This window comes from Paraflavitalea soli, assembly GCF_003555545.1.
Classification (GTDB): Bacteria; Bacteroidota; Bacteroidia; order Chitinophagales; family Chitinophagaceae; genus Paraflavitalea; species Paraflavitalea soli.
In genome coordinates this window covers 4,889,292-4,914,208 of sequence record NZ_CP032157.1, presented here as the reverse complement: position 1 = coordinate 4,914,208, position 24,917 = coordinate 4,889,292, and the positions used below count along the sequence as shown (strand labels likewise).

20 protein-coding genes are annotated in these 24,917 nt (G+C 46.0%); 11 read left to right on the top strand and 9 right to left on the bottom strand.

Annotated features, from left to right (window positions below; all coding sequences use genetic code 11):
* Positions 1 to 146 precede the first annotated feature (146 nt).
* The 8 genes from D3H65_RS18405 (at position 147) to D3H65_RS18370 (ending at position 7,293) form a co-directional block, all read left to right on the top strand.
* Positions 147 to 1,790: an OmpA family protein gene (locus tag D3H65_RS18405; RefSeq protein WP_119051717.1), complete on the top strand. Its 1,644-nt coding sequence runs from the start codon at positions 147 to 149 to the stop codon at positions 1,788 to 1,790.
* Positions 1,791 to 1,928: 138 nt separating this feature from the next.
* The gene (locus D3H65_RS18400; RefSeq protein ID WP_119051716.1) at positions 1,929 to 2,732 is read left to right on the top strand and encodes an outer membrane protein assembly factor BamD; all 804 of its coding nucleotides are present in this window, start codon (positions 1,929 to 1,931) and stop codon (positions 2,730 to 2,732) included.
* Positions 2,732 to 3,073 carry a DNA-directed RNA polymerase subunit omega gene (locus D3H65_RS18395; RefSeq protein ID WP_119051715.1) on the top strand — a complete coding sequence of 114 codons (342 nt, stop codon included), beginning with the start codon at positions 2,732 to 2,734 and terminating at the stop codon, positions 3,071 to 3,073. Before D3H65_RS18400 ends, D3H65_RS18395 begins: the two co-directional genes overlap by 1 nt.
* Positions 3,074 to 3,246: 173 nt before the next feature.
* Positions 3,247 to 4,446, top strand: coding sequence for a bifunctional phosphopantothenoylcysteine decarboxylase/phosphopantothenate--cysteine ligase CoaBC (gene coaBC / locus D3H65_RS18390; RefSeq protein WP_119051714.1), 1,200 nt, complete (start codon positions 3,247 to 3,249; stop codon positions 4,444 to 4,446).
* Positions 4,436 to 5,359, top strand: coding sequence for a type IX secretion system protein PorD (gene porD, locus D3H65_RS18385; protein ID WP_119051713.1), 924 nt, complete (start codon positions 4,436 to 4,438; stop codon positions 5,357 to 5,359). The genes coaBC and porD overlap by 11 nt, the downstream gene beginning before the upstream one ends.
* A 5-nt stretch (positions 5,360 to 5,364) precedes the next feature.
* Positions 5,365 to 5,778 (top strand): DUF4296 domain-containing protein, encoded by a 414-nt coding sequence (locus tag D3H65_RS18380; protein ID WP_162915709.1) that lies wholly within the window; start codon positions 5,365 to 5,367, stop codon positions 5,776 to 5,778.
* 72 nt (positions 5,779 to 5,850) lie between these two features.
* Positions 5,851 to 6,546: a CoA transferase subunit A gene (locus D3H65_RS18375; RefSeq protein ID WP_119051711.1), complete on the top strand. Its 696-nt coding sequence runs from the start codon at positions 5,851 to 5,853 to the stop codon at positions 6,544 to 6,546.
* Between the two features lie 87 nt (positions 6,547 to 6,633).
* Positions 6,634 to 7,293: a 3-oxoacid CoA-transferase subunit B gene (locus tag D3H65_RS18370; protein WP_119051710.1), complete on the top strand. Its 660-nt coding sequence runs from the start codon at positions 6,634 to 6,636 to the stop codon at positions 7,291 to 7,293.
* 22 nt (positions 7,294 to 7,315) lie between these two features.
* On the opposite strand, the gene D3H65_RS18365 is transcribed toward D3H65_RS18370, so the two are convergent.
* From D3H65_RS18365 to D3H65_RS18345, 5 genes are all read right to left on the bottom strand, one after another.
* Positions 7,316 to 7,990: a hypothetical protein gene (locus D3H65_RS18365; RefSeq protein ID WP_119051709.1), complete on the bottom strand. Its 675-nt coding sequence runs from the start codon at positions 7,988 to 7,990 to the stop codon at positions 7,316 to 7,318.
* Positions 7,991 to 8,130: 140 nt separating this feature from the next.
* Entirely contained in the window at positions 8,131 to 8,787 is a 657-nt protein-coding gene (locus D3H65_RS18360) for a response regulator transcription factor (protein WP_119051708.1), read from the bottom strand.
* A gap of 181 nt (positions 8,788 to 8,968) precedes the next feature.
* Positions 8,969 to 9,808: a sensor histidine kinase gene (locus D3H65_RS18355; RefSeq protein WP_119051707.1), complete on the bottom strand. Its 840-nt coding sequence runs from the start codon at positions 9,806 to 9,808 to the stop codon at positions 8,969 to 8,971.
* A 35-nt stretch (positions 9,809 to 9,843) separates the two neighbouring features.
* Positions 9,844 to 10,467: a hypothetical protein gene (locus D3H65_RS18350; protein ID WP_162915708.1), complete on the bottom strand. Its 624-nt coding sequence runs from the start codon at positions 10,465 to 10,467 to the stop codon at positions 9,844 to 9,846.
* Positions 10,468 to 10,607: 140 nt separating this feature from the next.
* On the bottom strand, positions 10,608 to 10,982 hold the full coding sequence (locus D3H65_RS18345) for a hypothetical protein (protein WP_119051705.1): 375 nt from the start codon (positions 10,980 to 10,982) through the stop codon (positions 10,608 to 10,610).
* 901 nt (positions 10,983 to 11,883) lie between these two features.
* On the opposite strand from D3H65_RS18345, the gene D3H65_RS18340 reads away from it, so the two are divergent.
* A complete protein-coding gene (locus D3H65_RS18340; RefSeq protein WP_119051704.1) occupies positions 11,884 to 12,543 on the top strand; it encodes a response regulator transcription factor in 660 nt (219 codons plus the stop codon).
* Between the two features lie 124 nt (positions 12,544 to 12,667).
* Here D3H65_RS18340 and aspS read toward each other — a convergent pair whose 3' ends face one another.
* Positions 12,668 to 14,497: an aspartate--tRNA ligase gene (aspS, locus tag D3H65_RS18335; protein ID WP_119051703.1), complete on the bottom strand. Its 1,830-nt coding sequence runs from the start codon at positions 14,495 to 14,497 to the stop codon at positions 12,668 to 12,670.
* A gap of 230 nt (positions 14,498 to 14,727) precedes the next feature.
* On the opposite strand from aspS, the gene D3H65_RS18330 reads away from it, so the two are divergent.
* Together D3H65_RS18330 and D3H65_RS18325 are read left to right on the top strand one after the other, a co-directional pair.
* The gene (locus tag D3H65_RS18330) at positions 14,728 to 15,693 is read left to right on the top strand and encodes a zinc-dependent peptidase (protein WP_119051702.1); all 966 of its coding nucleotides are present in this window, start codon (positions 14,728 to 14,730) and stop codon (positions 15,691 to 15,693) included.
* 221 nt (positions 15,694 to 15,914) lie between these two features.
* Entirely contained in the window at positions 15,915 to 16,721 is an 807-nt protein-coding gene (locus tag D3H65_RS18325; protein ID WP_119051701.1) for a zinc-dependent peptidase, read from the top strand.
* Between the two features lie 30 nt (positions 16,722 to 16,751).
* Here D3H65_RS18325 and D3H65_RS18320 read toward each other — a convergent pair whose 3' ends face one another.
* The 3 genes from D3H65_RS18320 to D3H65_RS18310 form a co-directional block, all read right to left on the bottom strand.
* A complete protein-coding gene (locus D3H65_RS18320) occupies positions 16,752 to 17,174 on the bottom strand; it encodes a hypothetical protein (protein WP_245999528.1) in 423 nt (140 codons plus the stop codon).
* Positions 17,175 to 17,336: 162 nt separating this feature from the next.
* Positions 17,337 to 18,392, bottom strand: a complete 1,056-nt coding sequence (locus D3H65_RS18315; RefSeq protein WP_119051700.1) for an NAD(P)/FAD-dependent oxidoreductase — start codon at positions 18,390 to 18,392, stop codon at positions 17,337 to 17,339.
* A gap of 189 nt (positions 18,393 to 18,581) precedes the next feature.
* Entirely contained in the window at positions 18,582 to 24,728 is a 6,147-nt protein-coding gene (locus D3H65_RS18310) for an alpha-2-macroglobulin family protein (protein WP_119051699.1), read from the bottom strand.
* Positions 24,729 to 24,917: the final 189 nt, after the last annotated feature.

The following is a 24,917-nucleotide window of genomic DNA, read 5'->3' as shown; positions in this document are numbered from 1 at the left end:
CATACATATAAGACCCTTATTGAATGATTGACAGCAAGATAATACAGGTGTGGTTGGGTAAAAAAATTTGGTATTTAGTTTTCAATTAATATTTTTGTGACTAATTTGGACATTGGTTTTCTTAATCCTTCACATAAACTTTAGTTATGGCAAGCAAAAAGTACACAGGTCTGTTTGGCTTACTATGCCTGCTCGCGTCTGGCTCGTTTGCCCAAATAGGCGGCAGCTACGATGTACAGGATTCCTCTGTAATACCATCAAAAAGACTACCTCAGCACAGTGAATTTATGGCAAACAATTATCCCTTTCCTGCTAAGCCCAGGAACCGTTGGGAAATTGGTATCAAGGGCGGCCTTGGTAATGTAATCGGTGACGTTCGCTCCAAATTTGGCTGGGGCGCTGGCTTACACGTTCGTAAGGCACTGGGTTATGTATTCTCTTTACGTGGTGATTTCAATTACCTGAACACGAAAGGGCTTAATTTCCAGCCTTCCACCAATTACACGAAGAATCCTGCCTGGAATGCTTACACCAACCAACAGGTATTCTACAATTACAAAACGAATATCTACGATGCGAGTTTGCAGGCTGTATTCACACTGAATAACATCCGCTTCCATCGGGCCAAGACCGGATTCAACGTTTACGCGTTTGCCGGTTTAGGCGGAACGATCTTCGATACGAAGATCGATGCCTTGAATAGCAGCGGAGCAGCTTATGACTTCTCCAGCATTTATGCTAAATACGGTCCTTCTGGCTACCAGTATAAAGACCGTAAGGATATCCGCAAGGATTTGAAGAATATCCTGGATGGCAAGTATGAAACAGAAGGTCAGGAAGACAATGGTCAGGCAAAACTGTTTGGTGAGCCTTTCCGTCCCAACCTCAACTTCGGTCTCGGTATGCAATTCAAGCTCAGCAAAACAATCAGCCTGGGTATTGAAGACAAGGTAACCCTCCCCAAGACAGACTTGCTGGATGGTAACCAATGGCAGGAAAACGGCCGTACCGCTACTGCTCAAACAAGGGATATGGATCTCTACAACTTCTTCTCTGTTGGTTTGAACTTTGCCATCGGTGGCAGCAAATCTGTGGAGCCACTGTGGTGGATGAATCCCCTGGATTATGCTTACAACGAGATCAACAAACCCCGTCACATGAAGCTGCCAAAACCAGTTTTGGATGATGCTGATGGCGATGGCGTTACTGATCAGTTTGATAATGAACCCAATACACCAGCTGGTGCACCGGTTGACTCTCATGGTGTAAGCCGTGATACCGATGGTGATGGCGTTCCTGACTACAAGGATAAAGAATTGATCACACCTACTCAGTGCCAGCCTGTTGATGCTGATGGTGTTGGTAAATGTCCTCCTCCAGCTTGTTGCGATGAGCTCCGTGAGGCCATGAAGAACCTGACAGCTAAGCCAGCTTGTAACGTAGGCAGCCTGCCAAGTGTTACTTTCAAGGGTAAATCTGTTACACTGAGCAACGATGCTAAAGCGTTACTGGCCAGTGCAGCTCAACAGATCAAGAGCAATCCTGATTGTAAGATCGCTGTAGTGGGTTACTGCTCTACCAACAAATCCGAGCAACAATTAAGCTGGGATCGTGTAAATGCAGTTATCACTTACCTGGTTGAAAAAGAAGGTATTAGCTCAGATCGTTTCATCTTCAAATATGGTGAAGCCGGTGGTGAATGCACTACTGTTGATCTGCGTGACGGAACTAACGAACAAGGTCCGAACACCGTACCTGCTCCACATCCGAACTTGCGCCGCAGAGGATAATACTTTTGCTGTCAACATTATAATAATAACCCCTCCTTGTTCAAAGGAGGGGTTTTATATTTATCTTAACGACTGGTTTGATCCCATTTTACATTCCTTTCCTATTTTGCAGCTAATACCTTAACTTTGCACACCTTTATGAAGTCAGCGCTGATAATTGTATTTTTCGCTTTAGGGATTGCATCCTGTTCAAAGTTTGCCAAAGTGCAGAAGAGTAATGATTATGATTACAAACTGCGGATGGCGGAAAAGTATTACGTAGCCAAGAAGTACAATTACGCCAAACAACTGTATGAAGAGCTGTTCCCCTTGCTGAAAGGGCAGCCGCAGTTTGAAGATCTTTTCTATAAGTTCGCCTATTGCGCTTATTACCTGCGTGATTGGATGAATGCCGAAAACCTGTTCAAACAGTTTGTAGAGGTATTCCCCAATAGTCCCCGGGCAGAGGAAATGGAGTATATGCGGGCCTATACGTATTACAAGCAATCGCCCAAAACTCCCCTGGACCAGACCAATACGCAGAAGACAATCGGGTTGATGCAGACTTTTATCAACACGCATGCTGGTTCCACGAGAATAAAAGAAGCTACGGAGATCATTGATAAATGTCGCATGAAGCTGGAAGCGAAGGAACACCTGAGTGCTGAGCTATATTATAATATGGGTAAATACCGGGCGGCTGCGATCGCTTACACCAGTTTGATGAATGACTTTCCGGATTCACAAAAAAGTGATGAATACAAGTTCCGGATCATCAAATCCTATTTCGAGTTTGCATCCAATAGTTACGAAGAAAAGAAACCAGCCCGTTTTGAACAGGTAATTACTGAATGCAACGATTTTGTGGACCGTTTCCCGGAAAGCAAACTATTAAAAGAAGTAGAGCGTTATTCTACCATATCGCGAAACAACATTAAAGAAATCAGTAAAGTCACTAAATAATGAGCAAGTTAAGAAGACAAATTAGCGCTAATACCGCTAACACAGCGGAAACCAAAGATCTGAACGTGATCAAAGGCAAAACCGGCAATGTGTATGAATCCATTGCCATCATTGCCAAACGCGCCAACCAGATCAATATTTCCCTGAAAGAGGAGTTGCATAACAAGCTGGAAGAATTTGCCAGCCATACTGATAGCCTGGAAGAGATCCACGAGAACAAAGAGCAGATTGAAATATCCAGGGCTTATGAGCGTATGCCCAATCCTTCTTTGCTGGCTACCCAGGAATTCCTGGATGACAAGATCTACTACCGTAAGAACGAAGACGACCTGTTTAGCTAATCAGATAGCCAGGTAAAAATAGTAAGCGATGGGATTATCCCGTCGCTTTTTGTTTTGAACCCGGTTAATTTGAAAATGTGGTAAATTGAGCATTTGAAAATAAGCCTTTTGTGCGGTGAACACCAACATTTTCAAATTAGCTGATTTTCAAATTTTCAAATTAGTTTTACCATATGTTCCAGGACAAAAAGATCTTGCTGGCCATTACGGGAAGCATTGCCGCCTATAAATCCATCCTGCTCACCAGGCTGCTGGTAAAAGCCGGTGCCGAAGTGAAAATAGTAATGACGCCCGCCGCACGCGATTTTGTTTCCCCTTTAACGCTCTCCACGCTCTCAAAGCATCCTGTAGTTATAGACCTCGCCAATAATGAATCCTGGTCCAATCATGTACAGTTGGGCCGCTGGGCCGATATCATGATCGTAGCTCCCCTGAGTTGCAATACCCTGGCGAAAATGGCGCATGGTTTATGTGATAATATGCTGCTGGCTACCTATTTGTCCGCCACTTGCCCGGTAGTGGTGGCGCCTGCCATGGATGAGGACATGTGGCACCACCCTGCAACACAGGCCAATTTGCAAAAGCTGGTGTCTTTCGGAAATAAAGTGATACCGGTAGAAAGGGGTGAACTGGCCAGTGGCCTGTATGGTGATGGACGGATGGCCGAGCCAGAAGGGATCGTACAGTTTATACAGGAGCATTTTTTTTTGAAGCAGGACCTGGTGGGTAAAAAGGCGCTGGTAACGGCCGGACCTACTTATGAACCTATTGATCCTGTTCGCTTTATAGGCAATCATTCCTCCGGAAAAATGGGTCTGGCAATTGCCGAAGAACTGGCCCGCAGGGGCGCTCAGGTACAGCTGGTGCTGGGGCCATCTGCAGTTAATACAGCCGTAGCAGGTATTAAAGTGGTGAAAGTGCAAACGGCCGACCAGATGTACCAGGCCTGTATGGCGGCTTTTGCCCAAACAGATATAGCCGTGATGTCGGCTGCCGTGGCCGATTTTACACCCACGGTCACCAACCCGGAAAAGATCAAAAAGACGGCTGGTTCGCTGACGGTAGAGCTAACCAAAACCAGGGACATCCTGAAAGCCCTCGGGCAGGAAAAGCGCCAGGGGCAATTGTTGGTAGGTTTCGCCCTGGAAACCAATAACGAACAGGCATATGCCCGGGAAAAGCTGGCCGGCAAAAATGCTGATATGATCGTGCTGAACTCCCTGAATGACGAAGGTGCAGGCTTTGGCTACGATACCAATAAGATCACTATTTTTGAGCGCGGCGGTAATGAAATTCCGTATGAGCGAAAACCCAAACAACAAGTGGCCCACGATATCGTTGATAGAATTGTAAACATGTTGTATGCGCAATAAACTTTTTTTACTGGTTTTACTGATCTCCGGGCTACAGTTTACTGCAGCTGCACAGGAATTGCAGGCACGCATTAGTATCAATGCCAGCCAGGTAAGCTCTCAAACCGATAAAAAGATATTCTCGACCCTGCAGAACTCCCTCAATACTTTCCTCAACAATCGTAAATGGACCAATGAGACCTTTCAAACCAATGAAAAGGTGGTTTGCCATTTCCTGATCGTTATCAGGGCAGCGCTTCCGGGCAATGTATACCAGGCATCCATCACGGTGCAGGCAGCCAGGCCGGTATTCAACACCAGTTACGAATCGCCCCTCATCAATTTCCAGGACGAGTCCTTCAACTTCAAATACGTCGAATACCAACCGGTGGAGTTTAATGAAAACCGTGTTTCGGGTTCAGACCCGCTGGTGTCCAACCTTACTGCCACCCTGGCTTATTATGTATATGTAATACTGGGCCTTGATTTTGATTCTTTTGCATTGCGTGGCGGGGACCCTTATTTTCAAAAAGCCCAGGCCATTGTGAACAATGCACCGGAGAACCGGGATATTGCCGGTTGGAAAGCGTTTGATGGGTTACGTAACCGGTATTGGCTGATGGAAAATCTTACCAACAACCGGTATACCCTGATGCATGATGCTATTTACAGTTATTACCGGCTGGGTATGGATGCCATGTATGAAAATGAAAAGGAAGGCCGTAACGCGATCCTCAACACACTGAATATCATCAATACGCTCAATACGGATATCTCCAATACGATGATCGTGCCGTTCTTTTTCCAGGGAAAGAGCAATGAGCTGACACGTGTTTTTAAGCGGGGAACTCCTGAGGAAAGACAAAAGGCCCGCGAGATACTTATGAAAGTTGATATCCAGAATGCCAATACGTATAAACAGGAGTTAAAATGATTGGAATGAGGAAACAGCATACAAAAGCGTTGATGGGAAAGGCTATTATAAAGTATGTGTTACTGGGCTGCCTGCTGGTCCTGGTGTTGATTGGCTGTACCAATAAGGATAAGATACCCGGTGATGTGTTGCCCCGCGAAGAAATGGAAAAAGTAATGTGGGATATGGTGCAGGCCGATCGTTTTTCTTCTCAATTCCTGGAACGCGATTCTATTGCCAGAAAAGACATCAAAACAGAGAATTTGAAGCTGTACGAAAAGGTGTTCCAGGTGCATAAGATCACCAAAGAGGAGTTTGTCCACAGTTTTCAATTTTATCTCAGTCGCCCCGACATCAATAAGGTATTGTTTGATACCATGGCCGCCCGCGCCAATCGCCGGAGAGCCGATGTGTACACCAATCCAGAGATGGCCCAATAATCCTGATTGTGTAGTAAGCTACCCATTTGCATGGTCGTAGAACAGGATCATTAACGATGAATCATACACTTTATGAATAAAGTTGTTGCTAACGCTGATGCTGCCATTCATGATATTCCCGATAGCGCCACCATTATGTTGGGTGGATTTGGACTATGCGGTATTCCTGAAAACTGTATTGCTGCCCTGGTGCGCAAAGGCATCAAAGACCTGACTTGTATTTCCAATAATGCCGGGGTGGATGATTTTGGGCTTGGCCTGTTGCTGAAGACCCGGCAGATCAGGAAAATGATGAGTTCTTATGTGGGCGAGAATGCAGAATTTGAACGTCAATTGCTGAGTGGCGAACTGGAGGTAGACCTCATACCCCAGGGCACACTGGCTACCCGCATACAAATGGCCGGTATGGGCATTCCCGCCTTTTTTACCCCTGCCGGTTACGGAACAGAGATTGCCAATGGCAAAGAAGTACGCGAATTCAATGGTAAAATGTACCTGATGGAGCAGGCGCTGCCTGCTGATTTTGCCATTGTGAAAGCATGGAAAGGCGATCACTCGGGCAACCTGGTATTCCGTAAGACCACCCGCAATTTTTCTACCTCTATGGCCAAGGCCGGCACGATCACTATTGCAGAAGTGGAGCACCTGGTGGCACCCGGAGAACTTGACCCCGATCATATTCATGTAGCCGGCATCTATGTGCACCGGATCTTTGAAGGAAAGGAATATGAGAAGCGTATCGAAAGGAGAACGGTTCAGATAAGCTGATGATGATAAGGTTTTGGATAGTAGCTGTTAGCAACTGAATAAGTAATTGGTAGTTTCACCAACACAACAAATAGAAAACTATATACTATGGCATTGGACAAATTCGGTATTGCCAAACGTATTGCGCAGGAACTGCGTGATGGGATGTATGTCAACCTCGGTATTGGCATTCCAACCCTGGTGTCCAATTATATTCCCGCCGGCATCTCTATTATGATGCAATCGGAGAATGGGATGCTGGGCATGGGGCCATACCCGGTGGCGGAGGCAATAGATGCCGATCTGATCAATGCCGGCAAGGAAACGGTTACTGTATTGCCCGGCGGCGTATTCTTCGACAGCGCTGAAAGCTTTGGTATGATCAGGGCCGGGAAGGTAGATCTTACTGTATTGGGCGCCATGGAAGTGTCGGAGCAGGGTGATATTGCTAATTGGAAAATACCCGGCAAGATGGTAAAAGGCATGGGCGGGGCCATGGACCTGGTGGCCAGTGCTAAAAATATCATTGTAGCCATGATGCATACCAATCCCAAAGGCGAATCAAAAGTATTGCCTGCCTGCACACTGCCGCTCACCGGGGTACATTGTGTAAAACGTATTGTATCGGACCTTGCAGTAATGGATATACTGCCGGAGGGTGGGTTTAAACTGATCGAAAGAGCGCCTGGCGTATCAGTAGAAGAAATACGTTCCAAAACACTGGGCAGGCTCGTCATTGAAGGCGAGATACCTGAGATAAAGATATAAGATGGAAGAACCCCTACCTGGTTTACAGGCGAGTTCCTTCGATAAGATCATTTTGGGGCCGGGCGCTATAGGCTGCCACTATAAAAAAGGCCAAACGAATATCATTGATCACTGAAAGGAGGATCATTTTCTCCTGTTGTAAAGCCGCTGTTCCTTTCTCATCTCCCCCCACCAGCCCAGTCAGTAAAAACATACTGAAGTAGCAGATATTTCCGCCTGCTATCCAGAACATAGGCGATTGGAAAATAAACAATTGCTTATCCCTAATCAATTGCAGCAAAGCGGCTATGGCGATCACCAGCAGAATGAAAGCTGCCGTCATAGCCAGTCCGGATGCATGGGTAGCTGTGCCTCGTAGCGCAAAGATGGTAATGGCTACTGAGGCAAAGGCGATCAATACTGTATGGATCATTTCCCGTAGCCACAGCGGCTCAATAATGAGTTTGAAGAGGTACAGCAACAAGACAAATTCGCCAAGGCCAAAGATGCTGTTGATGAAGGTGGTATTGACGGGAACCAGTTTGGGAATGTACACCATCAGGTGCTGCATAAAGGCGAGCAGGCAGATGGTTCCCAGGAAGATCATCATGTCCTGCTGCCAGGTGCGCCGGATAAAGATGATCAAAATAGGGACAACAGGCAATAAGATTGCCAGTAAGGAGAGTACCTCGGGTATGCCAATACCGGTATTTACCATGGTGATAGGTTCGGAACCGGTTTTCCATAGAAGAAACCTTGCCGGTTAAGTGACTGATGTGGTATTGAGATTTCTTAGCTGTATATATCAGTGGGTTAAACGATCAGTAATTTGATATATGCCAGCAGCGGGGACTAAAATTAGTCAATTAAGTTGTTTTTTACCGCAAAGAAAACCAGTCCGGCCGTATTTTTTGCTCCAAACCGTTCCATCAGCCTGTCTTTGATGGCTTCTACGGTACGGGGACTTACTTCCAGTTTCTGGGCTATTTCGTGGGCGGTAAATTCCATGCAGATATACTTGATCACATCTCTTTCCCGGTCGCTGAGGGTGATCTCGCTATTGAGGGTAGGCACCACTTTCTGGCGGGCATGTGATTTCTTGAGTAATATCCTGTTTACGAAGTTATTAAGGTAGTACCCTTTGCTCATGACCTCCATGATGGCTTTCTTGATCTCAGCCGGGTCGGCGCTTTTCAGGAGGTAGCCATTGGCGCCAATTTCCATCATATGGCTTACAAAACGCTCATCCTCATACATGGTGAGTGCTATGACATGGATCTGGGGGTATTGTTTGGCAACTACTTTGGTGGTTTCAATACCATCTTTCTGCGGCATGCGCAGGTCCATGAGAATGACGTCGGGTTGTTCCGGGGCGGAGGGAAGTGTATCTAAAAGCTCCTGTCCGTTCTCTGCTTCAAAAACAAATTTGATATTGGTATAGGGACGTAAAGACAGGATAACACCCTTCCGGAAAATTTTGTGGTCATCAGCGATAGCAACTTTGATCGGTCCCATTGTTTTTATGATATTGGCAGCTCAATTTACTGAAAATTGTCCGTTATCACTACTCTCCTCCTTGCATATTCCGGAAGATAGCATTGATTGTTTTTCTTCAATACTCGCTGATAACGAAGCACAAATGTAATTAGATTTAATGCTTCAGCGTTTGATTATTATCGGTTGAAAATAGTAAGATCTATTCGCCTGCCGGCTCTTCTTCCAGTTTTGGTATCTCAATCGTTACCTTATAATAGGTTTGTGACATATCTTTTTCAAAGAATATCCGGCCTTGCAGCAGTTTCAGGCGGCTTTGAATATTCTTTAATCCCAGTCCCACATTGCTTTTATTGAGTTTTTCAAAATCATTCTGTGTGATACCCCGGCCATCATGATGCAGGCGGATGTATAATTTGTTGCCACCCAGGTTTTGGGTAAGGTGGATGAAGCTGGCATTACTGTGTTTGAGGATATTGTTGACCAGCTCCTGTATAACGCGGAAAATGATCAATTCCTGATCGGGATGGAGGCGTTCGCGGTAATCGTGGAAGCGGCAGCTGGCGTTCATGCTGCCGGAGCCGCTGATCTTCTGAAAAAGGTCATTAACGGCCGATTCGAGCCCGAAGTTCTTTAAGGTGGGGGGCATCAGGCTGTGCGAAATATTGCGGATCAGCTGTATGGTATCGTCAATGATCTGTTTGGCGTTGTAAATGCTCTGCAGCTGAGTGGTCTTATCGAGGTTGACCAGGTTCTCATTCAGATACAGGCGGGCGGTGGCCAATAAGGGGCCGGCATCATCGTGCAGATCGGCAGCAATGCGCTGGCGTTCTTCTTCCTGGAGGCGAATGGATGCATTCAGCAACATTTTTTGCTGTTCCTGCTCCAGTTTTTGCAGACGCATCTGGTAGCGGATCACCTTTCGTTGGTGGAATATAATAAATACAATAAGCCCAATGGTGAGCGCCAGCATGCCCACTGTACCAAAGAATAGTACCAGGGAAACAGGGCTGTCGGGGTTATTGATTTGCAGAAAGAACATGGGTGGCGCCTTGGGGGCGGGGTTGGTTTAATGGGTTAGAGAGCCGGCTTCTCGAATAGCTCATCGTCAAAAGGCCGTTCATCTAAAGGCCGCGGCTTATAATTCGGTATTATAAATGCTATGGTTAATAATATGTTTTTGATCAGGTTAGAGATCAGGTTGATGAACCAGTAAGCTGCTCTTTCCTCCTGGGATAAGAACACTGCTGAAATAAATAAAAAGAAGGTAGCCGACATATATACCAGGATGGCTACAATGATCCAAAAGGTTTTGGAAGAATAGATAAAGGATATTTCCATATCCCTGATCTGTTCAAAGAAAAAGCAAACACAGAAAATGATAATGAGAATAGATTCCAAAGAAGCCGGGATGGCGTCAAAATTTTTAGACTGATCCTTATTGACTATGGAATAGGCCACCAAAATATAAAATAAGGGGATGGCGCTCAGGATCAACACTTTTATCGTTTTCGATTTGAAGTTAAGATACAGGAATATTGAAAACAGTGTGTATTCTATTAACGTAAAAAAACTAAAGAAATAGAATTTTACCTGTGAATCTTTGGGTAAAGAACCATTCGTAATATCTGTAAGAAAAGATAGTACTACATATGCAAAAATTACCCATAGTTTCTTTTCATTATTCCTTTTAAGGAACAAAAGAAAAAAGACTATGGGCAAGATTGCCGAAAATCCACTTAATATTTTAAGTATATTTTTGGTAAACAAAGCCTTTTAAAGTTTCTCAAATATAAAAGGCATTTGCTTAATAGTCAAGTAATCAGGAAAAAAGAGTTTTTTTACCAACCGAAGATCCATTTCCACCAAGACTCGCCGCCGTCATCAGTACGGTCGCCTACAGTGCCGGCTTCGTTCGTAATATTACCTTCGTTATTTACAGCAGTGTATTCGAAAATGTTCTTGCCGTCTTTGTCGATACCTACGTAAACCAACGTTTTTTTACCATGCTCATTGATAGCATTGTAAAAATGGATGCCTTCGCAACCAGGTTGAGCCAGGATCTGCTCGATGATGTTTTTGCCAATCACATAAGAAAGTTGATCATTGGGGTTGGCATTCCGGAAGTTAGAGATGAATTCAGTGCCCAGTTCGTAACCAATTTCCTCACCGATAGCCGCCGTCGGGCGCTTGGTAATGAGTTCATTTTGGATCATAGTAGTAAGTTTTTAGAGGTTTAGAATAGTAGTTTGGAGCACCAAAAAACCTCCAAAAAAAAAAGGTGGACAACGGGTAGCATTCATGCCTAAAATGGTTTAAATTGCCTGCAATTCAATAGGGTAGTGGATTTGCGAGGAATTGAAGCGTAACTGTACGAGGCAAAAATGGGTAAAAGCGCGAAATATATCTAGTATTTTTACTAACGTATAATGTGCAAGAAGGGTAGGTAGAGTTACTAGATTGCGCGGGGTTATTAACAATTGGAGTTGAAATGTGGATAAGTGGGAACCCTATTTGAGAAATGGATTTTAAAAACGGGACTGCCAGGTCAGGATATGCTACAAATATTGTGCTGTTTTTTGCTTCCCGGCTTTTAAACAGTATTTTCCGGAAAAGATGATTATTTTTCGGTAGAATCAGAACCTAAAGGAAGGATACGCTCAACAACGGCGATCAGGGCAGCATCAACAAACAGGAAGAGAGAAGTTGACTGATATTGGATTTGACGGTGGTTTTCATAAGATAAATGGAAATTATTTCTGGACGGTAACTCAGGACATTGGATGTGAGAGGTTGCCTATCCATCGATCAATCAACTTCAAAACAAAAATAACCGGATACATTATAAGGGTCAAGCGCACTTTTGCTCATTTATATACGTTCAGTAATTACACGGTCGGACGTAGAAATTCAATATCCCGGTTCGAAAAACTCCGATTGATAATAATCAACTAACTATTGTTGTGCAGCTCAGGTAGTTTTTTTACACGAAATTGCCTGCACAGGGAAGCCTTGTGAGTTTGTAGCGGAATGCCCCCCTGGCAATTATAGTATTGTACCAAACCTGGATATAATGTAGCCTGATAACCCGTTAATAAGCCAAACCCGCCTACAACTATGAGTGCTGAACTGGTAATTAAAGTTTCACTCGCGGATGACCACAAAATCTTCCGTGATGGTATTAGAATGGCTCTGAAAGGTAAGGATTACCTAAAAATCCTCTGGGAAGCCGAAGATGGCAAGGACCTGATGCATAAAATGCAGCTTAAGAAACCCGATGTACTGCTGATGGACATTCGAATGCCCGAAGTAGATGGGGTGAATGCCATTGGAATCCTTCGCAAAGAATACAGCGACGTGAAGATCATTGTGCTCACCATGTATGATGACCAGGAAATGATCACCAAAATGATGGAAATGGGCGCCAATGCCTATCTCACCAAAACTTCTGATCCCGACGAGATCTACCAGGCTATTCTCACCTGCATGAACGATGATTTCTACTTTAATGACTTGGTCAACAAAGCAGTATTATCGAAGCTCCAAACCAAAAAACAGGTACGCCAGTTCTATCCCAATCCTGTTAAGTTTTCCGACAAGGAGATCCGCATACTGAAGTTGCTGGCCGAAGACAAAACCACGGAAGAAATATCCAAGGAGATCTTTTTAAGTCCACGCACAGTAGAAACCATCCGGCAGAATATGAAGTCCAAAGTAGGGGCTAAGACCATTGCAGGCCTCATTATGTATGGTATGCGTAACAAACTAATCGATTAAGTATAGACACTATTTACTCTTCTTTTCCTTAGCGTAAAAACAAAAGGTACAAGCTACAGTAACTGCAACTTGTACCTTGAATATTGTAAGCAATCTTCTTTTAATCCCTCCCTGCCGTTTTTGATCAGGCCTTAGGATTCAGTTTGATCTGTAATTCGTCCAGTTGTTTATTGTCAATTGTTGCGGGTGCATCCAGCATCACATCCCTGCCACTGTTGTTCTTGGGAAATGCGATAAAGTCACGGATGCTTTCGCTGCCACCCAGGATCGCACAAAGCCGGTCAAAACCGAATGCAATACCACCATGCGGAGGTGCACCATATTCAAAGGCACCCAGCAGGAAACCAAATTTGTGTAAGGCTTCTTCTTTACTCATGCCCAGGGCAGCAAACATTTTCTCCTGCAGATCGCGCTGGAAAATGCGGATAGAACCGCCCCCGATCTCATTACCATTCAATACCATATCATAGGCATTGGCCTTGATATTGGCATAAGGATGCTTCAGGTACTCCGCTGCATTTTCAATAAGCGGGTTATTGTTGATCATCACCTGTATCTGGTCGGGCTTAGGTGCTGTAAAGGGGTGGTGGCGCGCTACCCAGCGATTGTCATCTTCACTGTATTCAAACAGCGGGAAATCTAATACCCACAATAACCTGAACTCATCTTTTTTACGCAATCCCAATCTTTCACCCATTTCCAGGCGCAGTTCACTGATGGCTTTGCGTGTTCTTTCTTCCAGGCCTGCCAGTATCAATACCAGGTCGCCGGCTTTGGCGCCTGCTGCATCGGCTATGGCTTTCAGTTTATCTTCCGTAAAGAATTTATCTACACTGCTCTTGTACGTACCATCCGCATTACACTTGATGAATACAAGTCCCTGCATGCCGATCTGTGGCCGTTTTACCCAGTCTGTAAGCTCATCTGTCTGCTTACGGGTATATTCGGCGCAGCCGGGAACGGCAATGGCTACCACCGTCTCCGCATCGTTGAATACTTTGAAATCAGTACCTGCGATCAGGTCTTTCTTTGCCAACAGGGAATATTCTTCAGAGAAAGCTGATTTAATATTCAGCAGGGACATACCAAAGCGGATATCCGGTTTGTCATTACCATACTGCCACATGGCTTCTTCCCAGCTCATGCGCTGCACCTTATCGGTATAGTCAATTCCCTTTACTGCTTTGAAGATATGTTTGATCATTCCTTCAAACATGTTGAGAATATCCTCCTGTTCCACAAAACTCATTTCGCAGTCGATCTGCGTAAACTCCGGCTGGCGGTCTGCACGAAGGTCCTCATCACGGAAACACTTCACTACCTGGTAGTAGCGGTCATAGCCGCTAACCATCAGCAATTGTTTGAAGGTTTGTGGTGATTGGGGCAGCGCATAGAACTGACCGGGGTTCATACGGGAGGGCACTACAAAGTCGCGCGCACCTTCCGGCGTACTCTTGATGAGAAAGGGAGTCTCTACGTCCATGAATTGCTGTTCATGCAGGTAGTTCCGGGCGGCGCGGTTTACTGAATAGCGCAGCTCCAGGTTCTTTTTCACGGCATTGCGACGCAAATCGAGGTACCGGTACTTCATGCGCAGGTCATCGCCTCCATCGGTATCATCCTGTATGGTAAAGGGAGGTGTTACTGATTTATTGAGGATAGTGAAAGTTTTCACTTTGATCTCGATATCTCCGGTAGCCAGGTTGGGGTTCTTATTGGTACGTTCGGCCACCAATCCCGTTACCTGGATCACAAATTCGCGGCCCAGCGGTTGTTGATCCAACTGGCCATTCAATTCTTCTCCGAATAACAGTTGGGTGATGCCGTACCGGTCGCGCAGATCAGCGAAAGTGATGCTGCCGAATTTCCTGACCGTCTGTATCCAACCGGCGAGGGTTATTTCCTGGCCGGCCTGTGCTAACCGTAGTTCGCCACAGGTATGCGTTCTGTACATGCCTATTGTTTATTTTATGTTATGCTGTTTACAATGAATATTGAAGCAAAGCGTTGTTTACAAAACCTGTTACTGAAGCTGGTGTGTGCAGCCAGGTATCCATAAACAGTTAATAGTCAATATTCAAATTCAAAATGGTCACTTTTGATCAGTGAGCGGCAAAGGTAACAGAAAACAGGCATCCTTCCGCTGCTGACCATGGGGACCGGAAATGATTATTTTCACAGCTCATGCCGCAGGATTCTACTTATATATTCATAGGTGCCAATGGGGATACCTTTTACCTGCCATTAGAGGGGCCTGGCCAGGGTATAACCGTCAGCCCATTCAAAACAGTAAGGGCACCGATGGGGGAGCAGAAACAGGTGGCCGATTGGATGGGTAACTGGTTATTTGCCATTTTTATGAGTGTATTGCTGATCAGGTTGTTTTTCCCCCACATATTCCGGCGCTTACGCTTGTTTTTTTATTCGCATAAGGCCAAGGCCGTATTTGATGACCGACAGCCAGACTACCATGCGATACTTCTGCAATACATGCCTTATTATCGTAGTTTGCCGCCCGGGCAGCAGGAAAGATTTGTTCGCAGGACCGTGGTATTTATGACCACCAAGCAATTTGAATATGTTGAAATAGAACCTGAAGAGCGGATGCCTTTGCTGATCAGTGCTACTGCCGTGCAACTCACTTTTGGGTTGGAGCATTACCTGATGGATCATTTTGAGAAGATTTATGTAATGCATCATGACTATCACTTTGGTTTCAACAGCGTGCCTTTCCAGGGGCATGTGACTTCCGAAGGTATTTACCTGTCATGGGCCAATTTTCTCAAAGGGTACGACAACTACATGGATGGAGATAATGTAGGTCTTCACGAAATGGCGCATGCGTTGGCTTATGTGAATTTCAATGTGGACGATGGACGTGATGATGGTTTTCACAACAGGTTCATTCGCTTTTCGGAGACTGGCCGTGTTGTATTTGAAAATATGCAATCTGATGTTTCCGGCGGTTTCCTGGGTCGTTATGCTGCCAGCCGGTACGAAGAGTTTTGGGCCGTGTGCGTAGAGAATTTTTTTGAACGTCCTACCTCCTTCAAAATACAATTGCCTGAGTTATATGCAGCTATGTGTTTGGTGTTAAATCAGGATACATTGACTCGTAATATACTTCTTAGTCCGGTGGAAAATGTTTAAATTCAGGGTATTATAATAAGGCTATAAAATTATTTGCCAGGGCTTTCATTTATCAACTATTGTTTCTATTTTGTTCCCGGGTTAAGATACCCGCTTACGAATTGAACCCCCAATTGATCTTGTAACTTCCATCTCCCGAAAGACCGTTTTTTCTAATCCAAACTTTGTGAAACCAATCCGTGGCTCGCGTACCTATTCACAAAAAGAAAAAATGGACCCTTATGGAAATTCTGATCATTTTCCTGGTGGTTTCAAGCATCCTCATTCTCCATAATCCGGTGAGTGAATGGATCAACCGCCTGTTAGTTAAACGTCAGTACAAGACCTTTCTCACACAAGAGACTTTTTACCACTCGATTGTTTCCCGTTATATACGCTATTATAACAGGTTGAGCCTGGAAGAGCAACACAAATTCCTGTTTCGCACCTACCTGTTCCATAAGGCAAAAAAATTCCATTATATAGAGGTCAGCGAAAGCGCTGAAATGCCCATCCTGATCAGTGCAGCTTCTGTGCAACTCACTTTTGGACTGGATAAATATCAACTCAACTATTTCAGGGATATCTATGTGATCAAGGACGATTACCATTATGGATTTTATTCCCGTCCCTTCATGGGACATGTGGACTTAAGTGGTATTTATTTATCCTGGGATAATTTCCTGAAAGGCATTAAAGGTGAGTCACCTAATTGTAATGTAGGATTACATGAAATGGGACATGCATTGGCGTGGGTAAACTTCATTACGCAAACGGAAGAAGATAAACACTTTAAGAAAGAATTTAAGAATTTCTCCAAAGTGGCCCGTCCTATCTTTGAATCTATGCAGCAGGGCGCCAGAAACATGCTGGGTGAATATGCCGGGGTTAACTACCATGAGTTTTGGGCAGTAAGTGTGGAAGTATTCTTTGAGAATCCTATCCGCATGCGCCATGAATTGCCCGAGCTGTACAAAGCTATGAGCCTGCTGCTTCGCCAGGACCCCTGCGTGATAGTCAATGCTGCCAACAAAAAAATAGCCGCCTAGTGATCTGATCTTTACTTGCCTTCCAATAATTTAAACTTCTTCCGCTACAGGTGCTACCGATACCTGTAGCGTTGCTGTATTTTCTTTCTTGCGTTGTAAGGGTGCGTAAATAAGGTAATAATAAAGGAGTATTAAAATTCCCAGGGAGAAGGGGATAATGCAATAGGGCTTTACCTTTTCATCTACTGCATAAAACTCTGCGATCATCCAAATTGAATTGGCAGTGATCCAGATGGTAATGGCCAGGTTATGCGCGAGCTCCGCCACAATATGCCGGTTTTTCCAGGTGATCCAGATAGCTACCAGCAGGGTGGGAGCGATCATGACCATGCCCAGTGGTTTGAATGCCAGGCACCAGCAAAGGTCTTTTACCAGCCAGAAAAGAATGTGCAGGTTTTCCATCTTGCGGAACTTAGCGGGAACTACATAGAGTTCCTTAGACTCCTGTGACACGGCAATAAAGTTTAAATGACAAAGGGTGGTGAACGATGCAAAAATATAAAACGGTACAAATAAATAACCCCTCAAAATGAGTGATTGGTTATCTATTGTACGTGAATGACTTAAGGAGCGAGTGGGAGATTCATCTGCTTGTGAGTGGAGAAAGGCGCTCGCTTATCTGGCCAGCACCCTTTGAAACCGCTTCACATCGGCCAGCGGGTCGAGCGGCGTACCTTCTTTGATGGACTGCACCCACTGGTGAGCAAACCAGGGAGCTAATGAACAGCCCTTGGTGCCCATACCATTAAAGATCCCTACCGCAGGGTGCTGCGGGTGAAAGCCCACAAAGGGCCGGCGCTCCAGGGTGGCAGGCCGTACAGCCGCCATATGGTCAAGTAGCTTGAAAGGCAGCTTGATGGTTTGTAAGAGCCAGTTATGGGCAAACTGGCGGAAGCCCGGTGTAGGCAGGTCGTTGTCAAACTCCCAGAGGTAGGTAGACCCCAGCCAGAAGATATTGTCTTTCCAGGGTACCAGGTTAAATCCTTTTTTGAATATATGGGTAGTGGGCAGGTCGTTGATCTCCACCCATACGGCTTCGCCTTTATTGGGGGCAAAAGGCAGGTTCTTAAAATAAGGATTTTGAGCGGCTGCAATGCCATCGCTAAAGATGATGCGGGAAGCCGTAATGTCTTTATAAGTAATGCCATCGGGCCTCACCTGCAATTGGTCGGCTTCAAATAGTTCTTCTCTCAGCAATTGCTGTTGTTCCAGTTGTGCCCGGTAGGCAGGCAAGATATTCTGCAGTTTGATAAGATAACAGGGATTGATCTCTCCATAACCAAAATCATAGTTGAACAAAGCATGCCAGTGATAAAGGTCTGCCGGCAGGGATAAGTATTGGGGATCTTCTTCATACTTCTTCTCGAAGGCGAGCTTCATTTGGGGCGTTGCATAAAAATCAACGATGCTCTTCTGCTCGATGACCGTGGTGTTCAATGATGCGCCCAAGGCTGTATAAGCTTCCTGAGCAAAGGGCATCACTTCATCAATAAGCCAGGTTTTTACAATACGCCTGCCGGTAACAGGGTTGATGATGCCTGCTGCTACTTTGGAAGCTGTATTGGCCTGTGGCTGATCAATGATCGTAAAGGAATAGCCGGCCTGCTGCAGGTACCAGCTTAAAAAAGTTCCGCAAATGCCTTGTCCTACAATGAGGAAGTCTGTATACATGGTGCAAAAATAAGCAGGCCACCCTTTCAAAGAGTGGCCTGCTGGTAATAAGACTAAAATGTAAGAAGGTGGGCCGCCCTGCGGGACTGCTTTGCCGCGCTGCAGGGCGACTCACCTTTCGTTGTAGAGGTGACACCTTTCGCTCGCGTCGCAAACGAAAGGTGTCACCTCTAAAAGAACCTCTTGCATTTATTTCGGTTCTACATTCACCTTTACACCTTCCGAATGACTGGTAAATTCAGGGGCATACATACACTGGATACTGGTCACCCCATTGCTGAAGGTACCGGTATGGGTTACAAACAGGCTGTATTCAAATACCCAGGTGCCCTTGGGCAGGTAACCAAAGAAGAAGTTGGTGCTGGCATCTTTGGTGGTTTCATAATAACCCAGTCCGCCCTGCCATTTGTAGCTGCTCAGTACGTTGACCGGTTCCATGCAGGCGCCCCGCATATCCTTCATGTGCACATACTCCATATTGCGGTCGGCCCGCAACTCGATGCGCACTTTCACTTTATCTCCCACATGCAAGGCATCTCCTTCATTGACTGGTTGTAATACCGGCCCGCGATCAGTGAGTTTTTCTACAAACAGCTTTTTGCTCAGCTTGAGCGGAGTGGCGGCCGTAGTAATTTTATCCAGGTTCTCAAAGTACTGCCAGTACACAGCTCCCCAGGATACTGATTCGCCCGCAGCTGGTGCTGCACTTGATACCGCTACTTTGATAGTACCCATCTCTGGTTTTACGTCCTTGCCGTCGATCACTTTCTTGAAGTAACCCGTGCCCGCTTCCTGTACCTGGTCAGCACTGCGGATGGTATAACTGCCCAGGCTGATCTGCACTTCCGGGGTATTGGTAAGCCAGTCGGTACCTTGAAGCAGGAGCGCATAGCAGGCATCGGCCGTTGCTTTGGTCGTTTTCCAGTTCTGCGTTTGCTTCTGCTTCAGCAGCCAGGCTTTCATATCGGCTACCGCTTTGGCATCTTTGGTTACTTCCGTAAAGGTCTCTATCAGCAAGGCCTGGCTTTCGATAGGACTCTGGTACCAATAGTATCCGCCAGACAGGTCTTTCCAGTACATGCCCATCTCTTCATGCACCAGCGCATTTTGCTTCAGGGAAGCCACAATACCGGTGGCTGTTTTGGCATCGCCTGTGCGGTTGAGTGCCAGGGCGATCATGCCCTGCATGTACTTGCTTTGTTTTAACCAGTGCAGTTGCGCCTGCCTGCGGAAGTAGTTATAGGCTTTGGCAGCCTCTGCTGGTACCGCCATTTCCGGGAAGAAGCTGCGCATGTACAGGTATTGGATCTGTATGCTGCTGAGCGCTTCCACTGGTTCTTTCTGCTTATTGTTCTTCAGCAGGTCCTCATAATCTTTCTTCAATGCCTTGTCCAGGTAAGGAATGGCTGCTTTTATGATGGCTGCGATCTTATCATTACTCTTCAATGCCTTCAACTTATTGAGGTGCCCGATCCCTGTAAGGATGTACTGCGTAATGTACCGGTCATCAGGCCCGCCCTGGAACCATACAAAACCGCCATTGGAGCTTTGCATATCCTGCAGCTGGCCAAGGGAAGATGCTTGTTCCCTGCTCATCCTTACCATGTCAAACAACAGGGCGATATTCCTTTTTTGTTGTGCTTCGGTTTTTGCTTCCAGCACCCAGGGAGTCTCCTGGAGCAGGACTGACTTCAGTTCCTCATTCTTCTGCAGGTTGCTGAGCAGGGCAGCCGTGTCAGTCGTTCTCCAGCGATCAAAGATGGCTTTGATGCGGGGTGAGGAACCGGCAATAGAAGTAGCCAGTGTATTGGCATAATAGCGGTTGAATACCTGCTCGGCACACTCATAGGGATATTCCATGAGGTAGGGCAGGGCCTGCACGGCATACCAGGCCGGGTTGCTGGTAAACTCAACCGTCAATGCATGTTGATTGAGTGTTTCACTTGCTCCGCTTTTCAGGAGTTTATCGAAGGTGAAGTTTTTGGTGCCGATGCCGCGTACCGGCAAAGGCAGGCTTTCTGTTACCAGCATCCGGTTGCTGACTACGGGCAGCATGTTTTCTTCCCCATCACTCAGCGCGCTTTCATTGGCGCCTGCCTTGGTAGAAGCTACCAGCCGGTAGGTGACAGGCTTATTGTATTGATAAGGTATCTCCAAAGAGAAACTAACGGGAATACTTTGACCGGCACCCACAGTAAAGAACTGGTTGGGGAACACATTGCGGAACCAGCCATCCACCGATTGGTTGGTGGTGGGATCGATGAGCTGCAGTTCCACTTGTCCGGTGAGTTCCTTGCTGCTGAGGTTGACGATCTTACCGCTGAAGTCCATCCGGTCCCCTTCACGCATAAAACGGGGCGCATTGGGCTGTACCATCAGCTCCTTCTGCGTGATGATGTTTTTCTCACTGTAGCCAAACGCCAGTTCTTTGGTATGGGCCAGGGTCATCCACTTCCACTGCGTGAGTGCTTCAGGCATGGTAAAGGAAAACTCTACGTTGCCCTCCGCATCGGTACGCAGGTCGGGGAAGAAGAAGGCCGTCTCATTAAAGTTCTTGCGGGGCTGTACAGGAGGTGCTGTAGCTTTCTCCTTTTCTTTAGTTCCTGTTAAGCCTATCCCGCCCATCCAACCGTCCTTCTTTATTTCTTCTCCCTGAACAACCATTTCATCTTTCGCATCTACTTGCATACCAGGTACCTTTTTCATCATTGCGGCTACCGGTGCTGCCGCTGCTTCCATACTTAAATTCCTTTCAATGGCTGCATCATTTCTCATCGACTTAGTTCCCCTGAGTCTTATCTGCTGTCCGCCACCCATCGACATATCATTGGTGATCAGGTGATCATATGATTTGTCAAACCAGGCTGAGGTTACATCGCGATCATAGTGTTCCTGCGATTGTACCTGGCGGAAGCATACATCACCCGTCCAATAAGCCTGCTGGTTGTAATTACTCCATATGAATGGCTTTTGCCAGTTATGGGATTGAAACTGATCCAGCGAAGCATCATACATCGTCGTTAACATTTCAGCAGCCACCTGGTCGCCTTTATAACCACTGATCTTTACTTTCCATTTTTCTGTGCTACCGGGCAATGTTTTATCGCGGTAGGTAGTATAAGCAATCGTTAGGTCCTTATTACTATAAGGTACATTGAACTGCAGACTGTTGCTGTATACCCGGTTGTGCTTCACAAAAGCGATCTGCACACCCAGCCCTCCACGATCATTTTCTGAAATAGGTATTTCAAAAGAAGGACTGTTCTGATTAAGGGTGATGAACTTCCTTTCTTCTTTGGCATCTTTCCGGCCAATATCATGGATCATGAAAACATTGTCCAGGTTGCTCGTCAGTTGATAGCTGGCAGTTTCTCCTGGTTCGTAGGTTGTCTTATCTGCTTCAATACTACCAAACGCCAATGGGTTGGTGGCAACTGATTTATTGTACAACTGTACATATTGAATGTCTTTTACTACCTCTCCAAATTTATCCTTCGTAATAGCTTCTATTACATACCAGCCGGCAGGTAAGGAGGTTTTGCCCAGGACAAACTTTCCGTTGACGGTAGTGGTATCAGTAACCTCCAGTACTTTCTCCCCTTTAGCCCAGGTAGCAACCTCGTTTTCATTCTTGTAAATATCATAGGGGAAGGCTGCATTGTATTCCTGTTGTGTCATCACAAACTGGTCGGGCTGCTCCCAATAGCGGGTACGGAATATGCGGGTGGGCACTTTCAGTTGGTGGATAGTAAGGGTTACGGAAGCCTGCTCAAACAGGTTGTTGAAGTTGGTGGTATTTACCTTGATGTTCTTAAGGCTGTCTGCATACAGTTTGGCTGGAACGTCCACATTCAATTGGAGCGCCTGGTAAGCTACGGATACAGACGTGCTGCCACTTCTTGTTTCACCGTTGATATCGGTCACATCAGCACTTACTTCGTAATGGAAAGTAGGCTGGTCTTTTTTGTCAACGCTCAGGTCGGGCAGGGCTTTGAAAGTGATATCAAAGCTGCCGTCCGTTTTGGTCGTAGTAGTGCCATGGGCAATCTCTACTTCTTCACGACTGTACGGCGGCCATATTTTCCTGCCGTAGCCATATATCCACATCGGCATGATCGTTTTGCGCACCACGCGGTATTGTACAGAAGCACCATCTATATTGTTGCCGGCATAGGCTTTGGCTGTGCCGGTCACTTTGATGCTGTCGTTGAGCTGGTAGCTGCCGGCAGGTTTGGCGATCTCTGTTTGGAATTTAGGGCGTTTGTATTCCTCTACTGAAAAGTTATTGTTGCCATTGGTCTTCATATCCTGGATGCGGAATGAACCATTCAACACATTCGCGGGCAGGGTAAATTTACCGGAATAAGAGCCATAGGCATTAGTGGTCACCTTGATCGAGTCTACCTGCTGTCCGTTTACATCAAACAGGGCCAGGGTAGTAGAGAAGTTGGCCACGATGGCATTTTGACCGGATGCCTCCCGTTGGTTGATCACAATGCCTTTGAAATATACTATTTGACCAGGCCGGTAAATAGAACGGTCGGTAAACAGGTAGGTCTGGTTAAAGGCTTTAGCCGGTCCTTGTTCAGGCCGTTGGTAGTTATACTGGTATTCATCCAGTGATAAATGATCTTCTTTGGTAGATACCTCTATACGGAAATAATTATTGCTATTGGTCTTGGGAGGATACAACATAAAGTAGCCATTCTTGTCGGAGAACACATTTTCTCCCTGGCGTTCTACCTCTTTACGGGCATTGTAATCATAAGAACGATACCACACCTGTACGGCTGCCCGGGCAATGGGAGCGCCGGTTTCCCGGTCCAGTACAAAATAATCATTGCCTTTATTGATATAAGAAAGGTTGGATACATAAAATGATTGTACCGCCAGTGGGTTTTTGGTGAGGCTGAAATTGTTGTTGGCACTGATCAGGAAAGCATATTCCCCTACAGGAAGGCCATCTGCCTTGATCTCTGTGCGGTGTTGCTGGTAATCTTTGGTATCGGGTAAGCTTTGTGTGAAGGATTTGATCACCGGCAGATTGATCAGCTTTTTCCAATACTCATCATTCCAGGTATCCGTACCCAGGCTTTCCCTGGTCTTTTTATCCATCTTCACCACCCTGAAATGAAGCTGCGTTACATTGCGGTAAGTGACGAGTATCCTGAAGGGCTGGGCTGGTATATTTACCCGCTCCGTTTGCAGGTTGATCTCCTGGCGTTGTATGCTGGTGAGGAGGTTAATGCAATTGGCCTTGCCTTCGCTGGAATCTTTTTGCTGCACCACCTGTTCACAGATATCCTTGGCCTTCAAATAGGCAAAACGATGGGTGGTATCTTTTAAGGCATCATACTGGCCGGCTTCTGCGGCATAGGTATAGGCCAGCAGGTACCAGGCCTGGGCTGCGATCGGTAAGCTGCCGTGGGCTGTCGTGATCTGTTCCAGGGCTTTCCGGTATAGCGCTTCTTTGTTGTCCAGTACAGCGTAGCTGTTCACAAACACCAGGCGTTCGATGCTGATGTCTATCAGGGCATCGGGCTTGGCGTCATTGAGGTGAAATTGGGTCAGGCGCTGGTATAGTTGCAATGCTTTGGCATGGAGAGAGCTGCTGTCTGTGATGACGAACCGGTGTGTGGCAAATGACCGGGCATCTCCAAAAGCCGCGGGATCATCGATCTCAAAAGCATTGGCCGGTTTGGTGATATTCCTTTCATCTGTTTTGAAATAGTTGAGTGCATGGGTAGCCAGCAGGTCAAACAAGGTAGGACGCAGGTAACGGGCTTTCCCTTTTTGAATGATGGGATCAAAAGGCTCCAGTTTGGTTTGCTGTAGCAACTTTTCGTTCTTCAAAGAAGCCAAATACAGTTCGCCGATCTTCTTATGAAAATCATCAGTACTCCAGGTGGCGATATCGGCTTTATTGAAGTTGACGGTGGCTGTACGGTTGTAGAGCTTCCACCGGTTTTGCTGGAAATAGCTCCAGTACATGCCGGCAGTAATGCTTTGAATGATGGAGCGCGCCGGCTCTGTGGCTTTGGCTATTTCCGCTTCCATATCGGCAATACTTTTAGGGCCTGCCGCTTCTTCTTTTATAGCGCGCAACTGGGCACGGTATATCAGGGCTTTGATGAGCTGTGCATCGTTCTTTTCTTTTTGCGCTTGTGCATATACCTTATTCACTTCCGTGAGGGCAGATGCAGGCAGTCCTTTTTCCTGAATGAGGCTGTCGATTTTCTTCCAGGCTTTGTCGTAGGTATTCATTTTTTGCTGGGCGGTTACTGTAAACAGAGATAATGTGGCTAATACTAAGAGAAAGACCTTTTTAACAGGCATACCATCAAATTTTATACAAGTTATACAATCTGCAATATTTTGCACCTTTGGGCGTTTTAAACTGCGTGCTACCCTGTTATGATGCAGTTTTTAATCCAATTTCATACACCAAACGACCCTATGGCTGAAATAGCAATCCTTTAACATATTCTCGCTAAACGATCTGTGCGTCCTGGCATCAAACCCTAA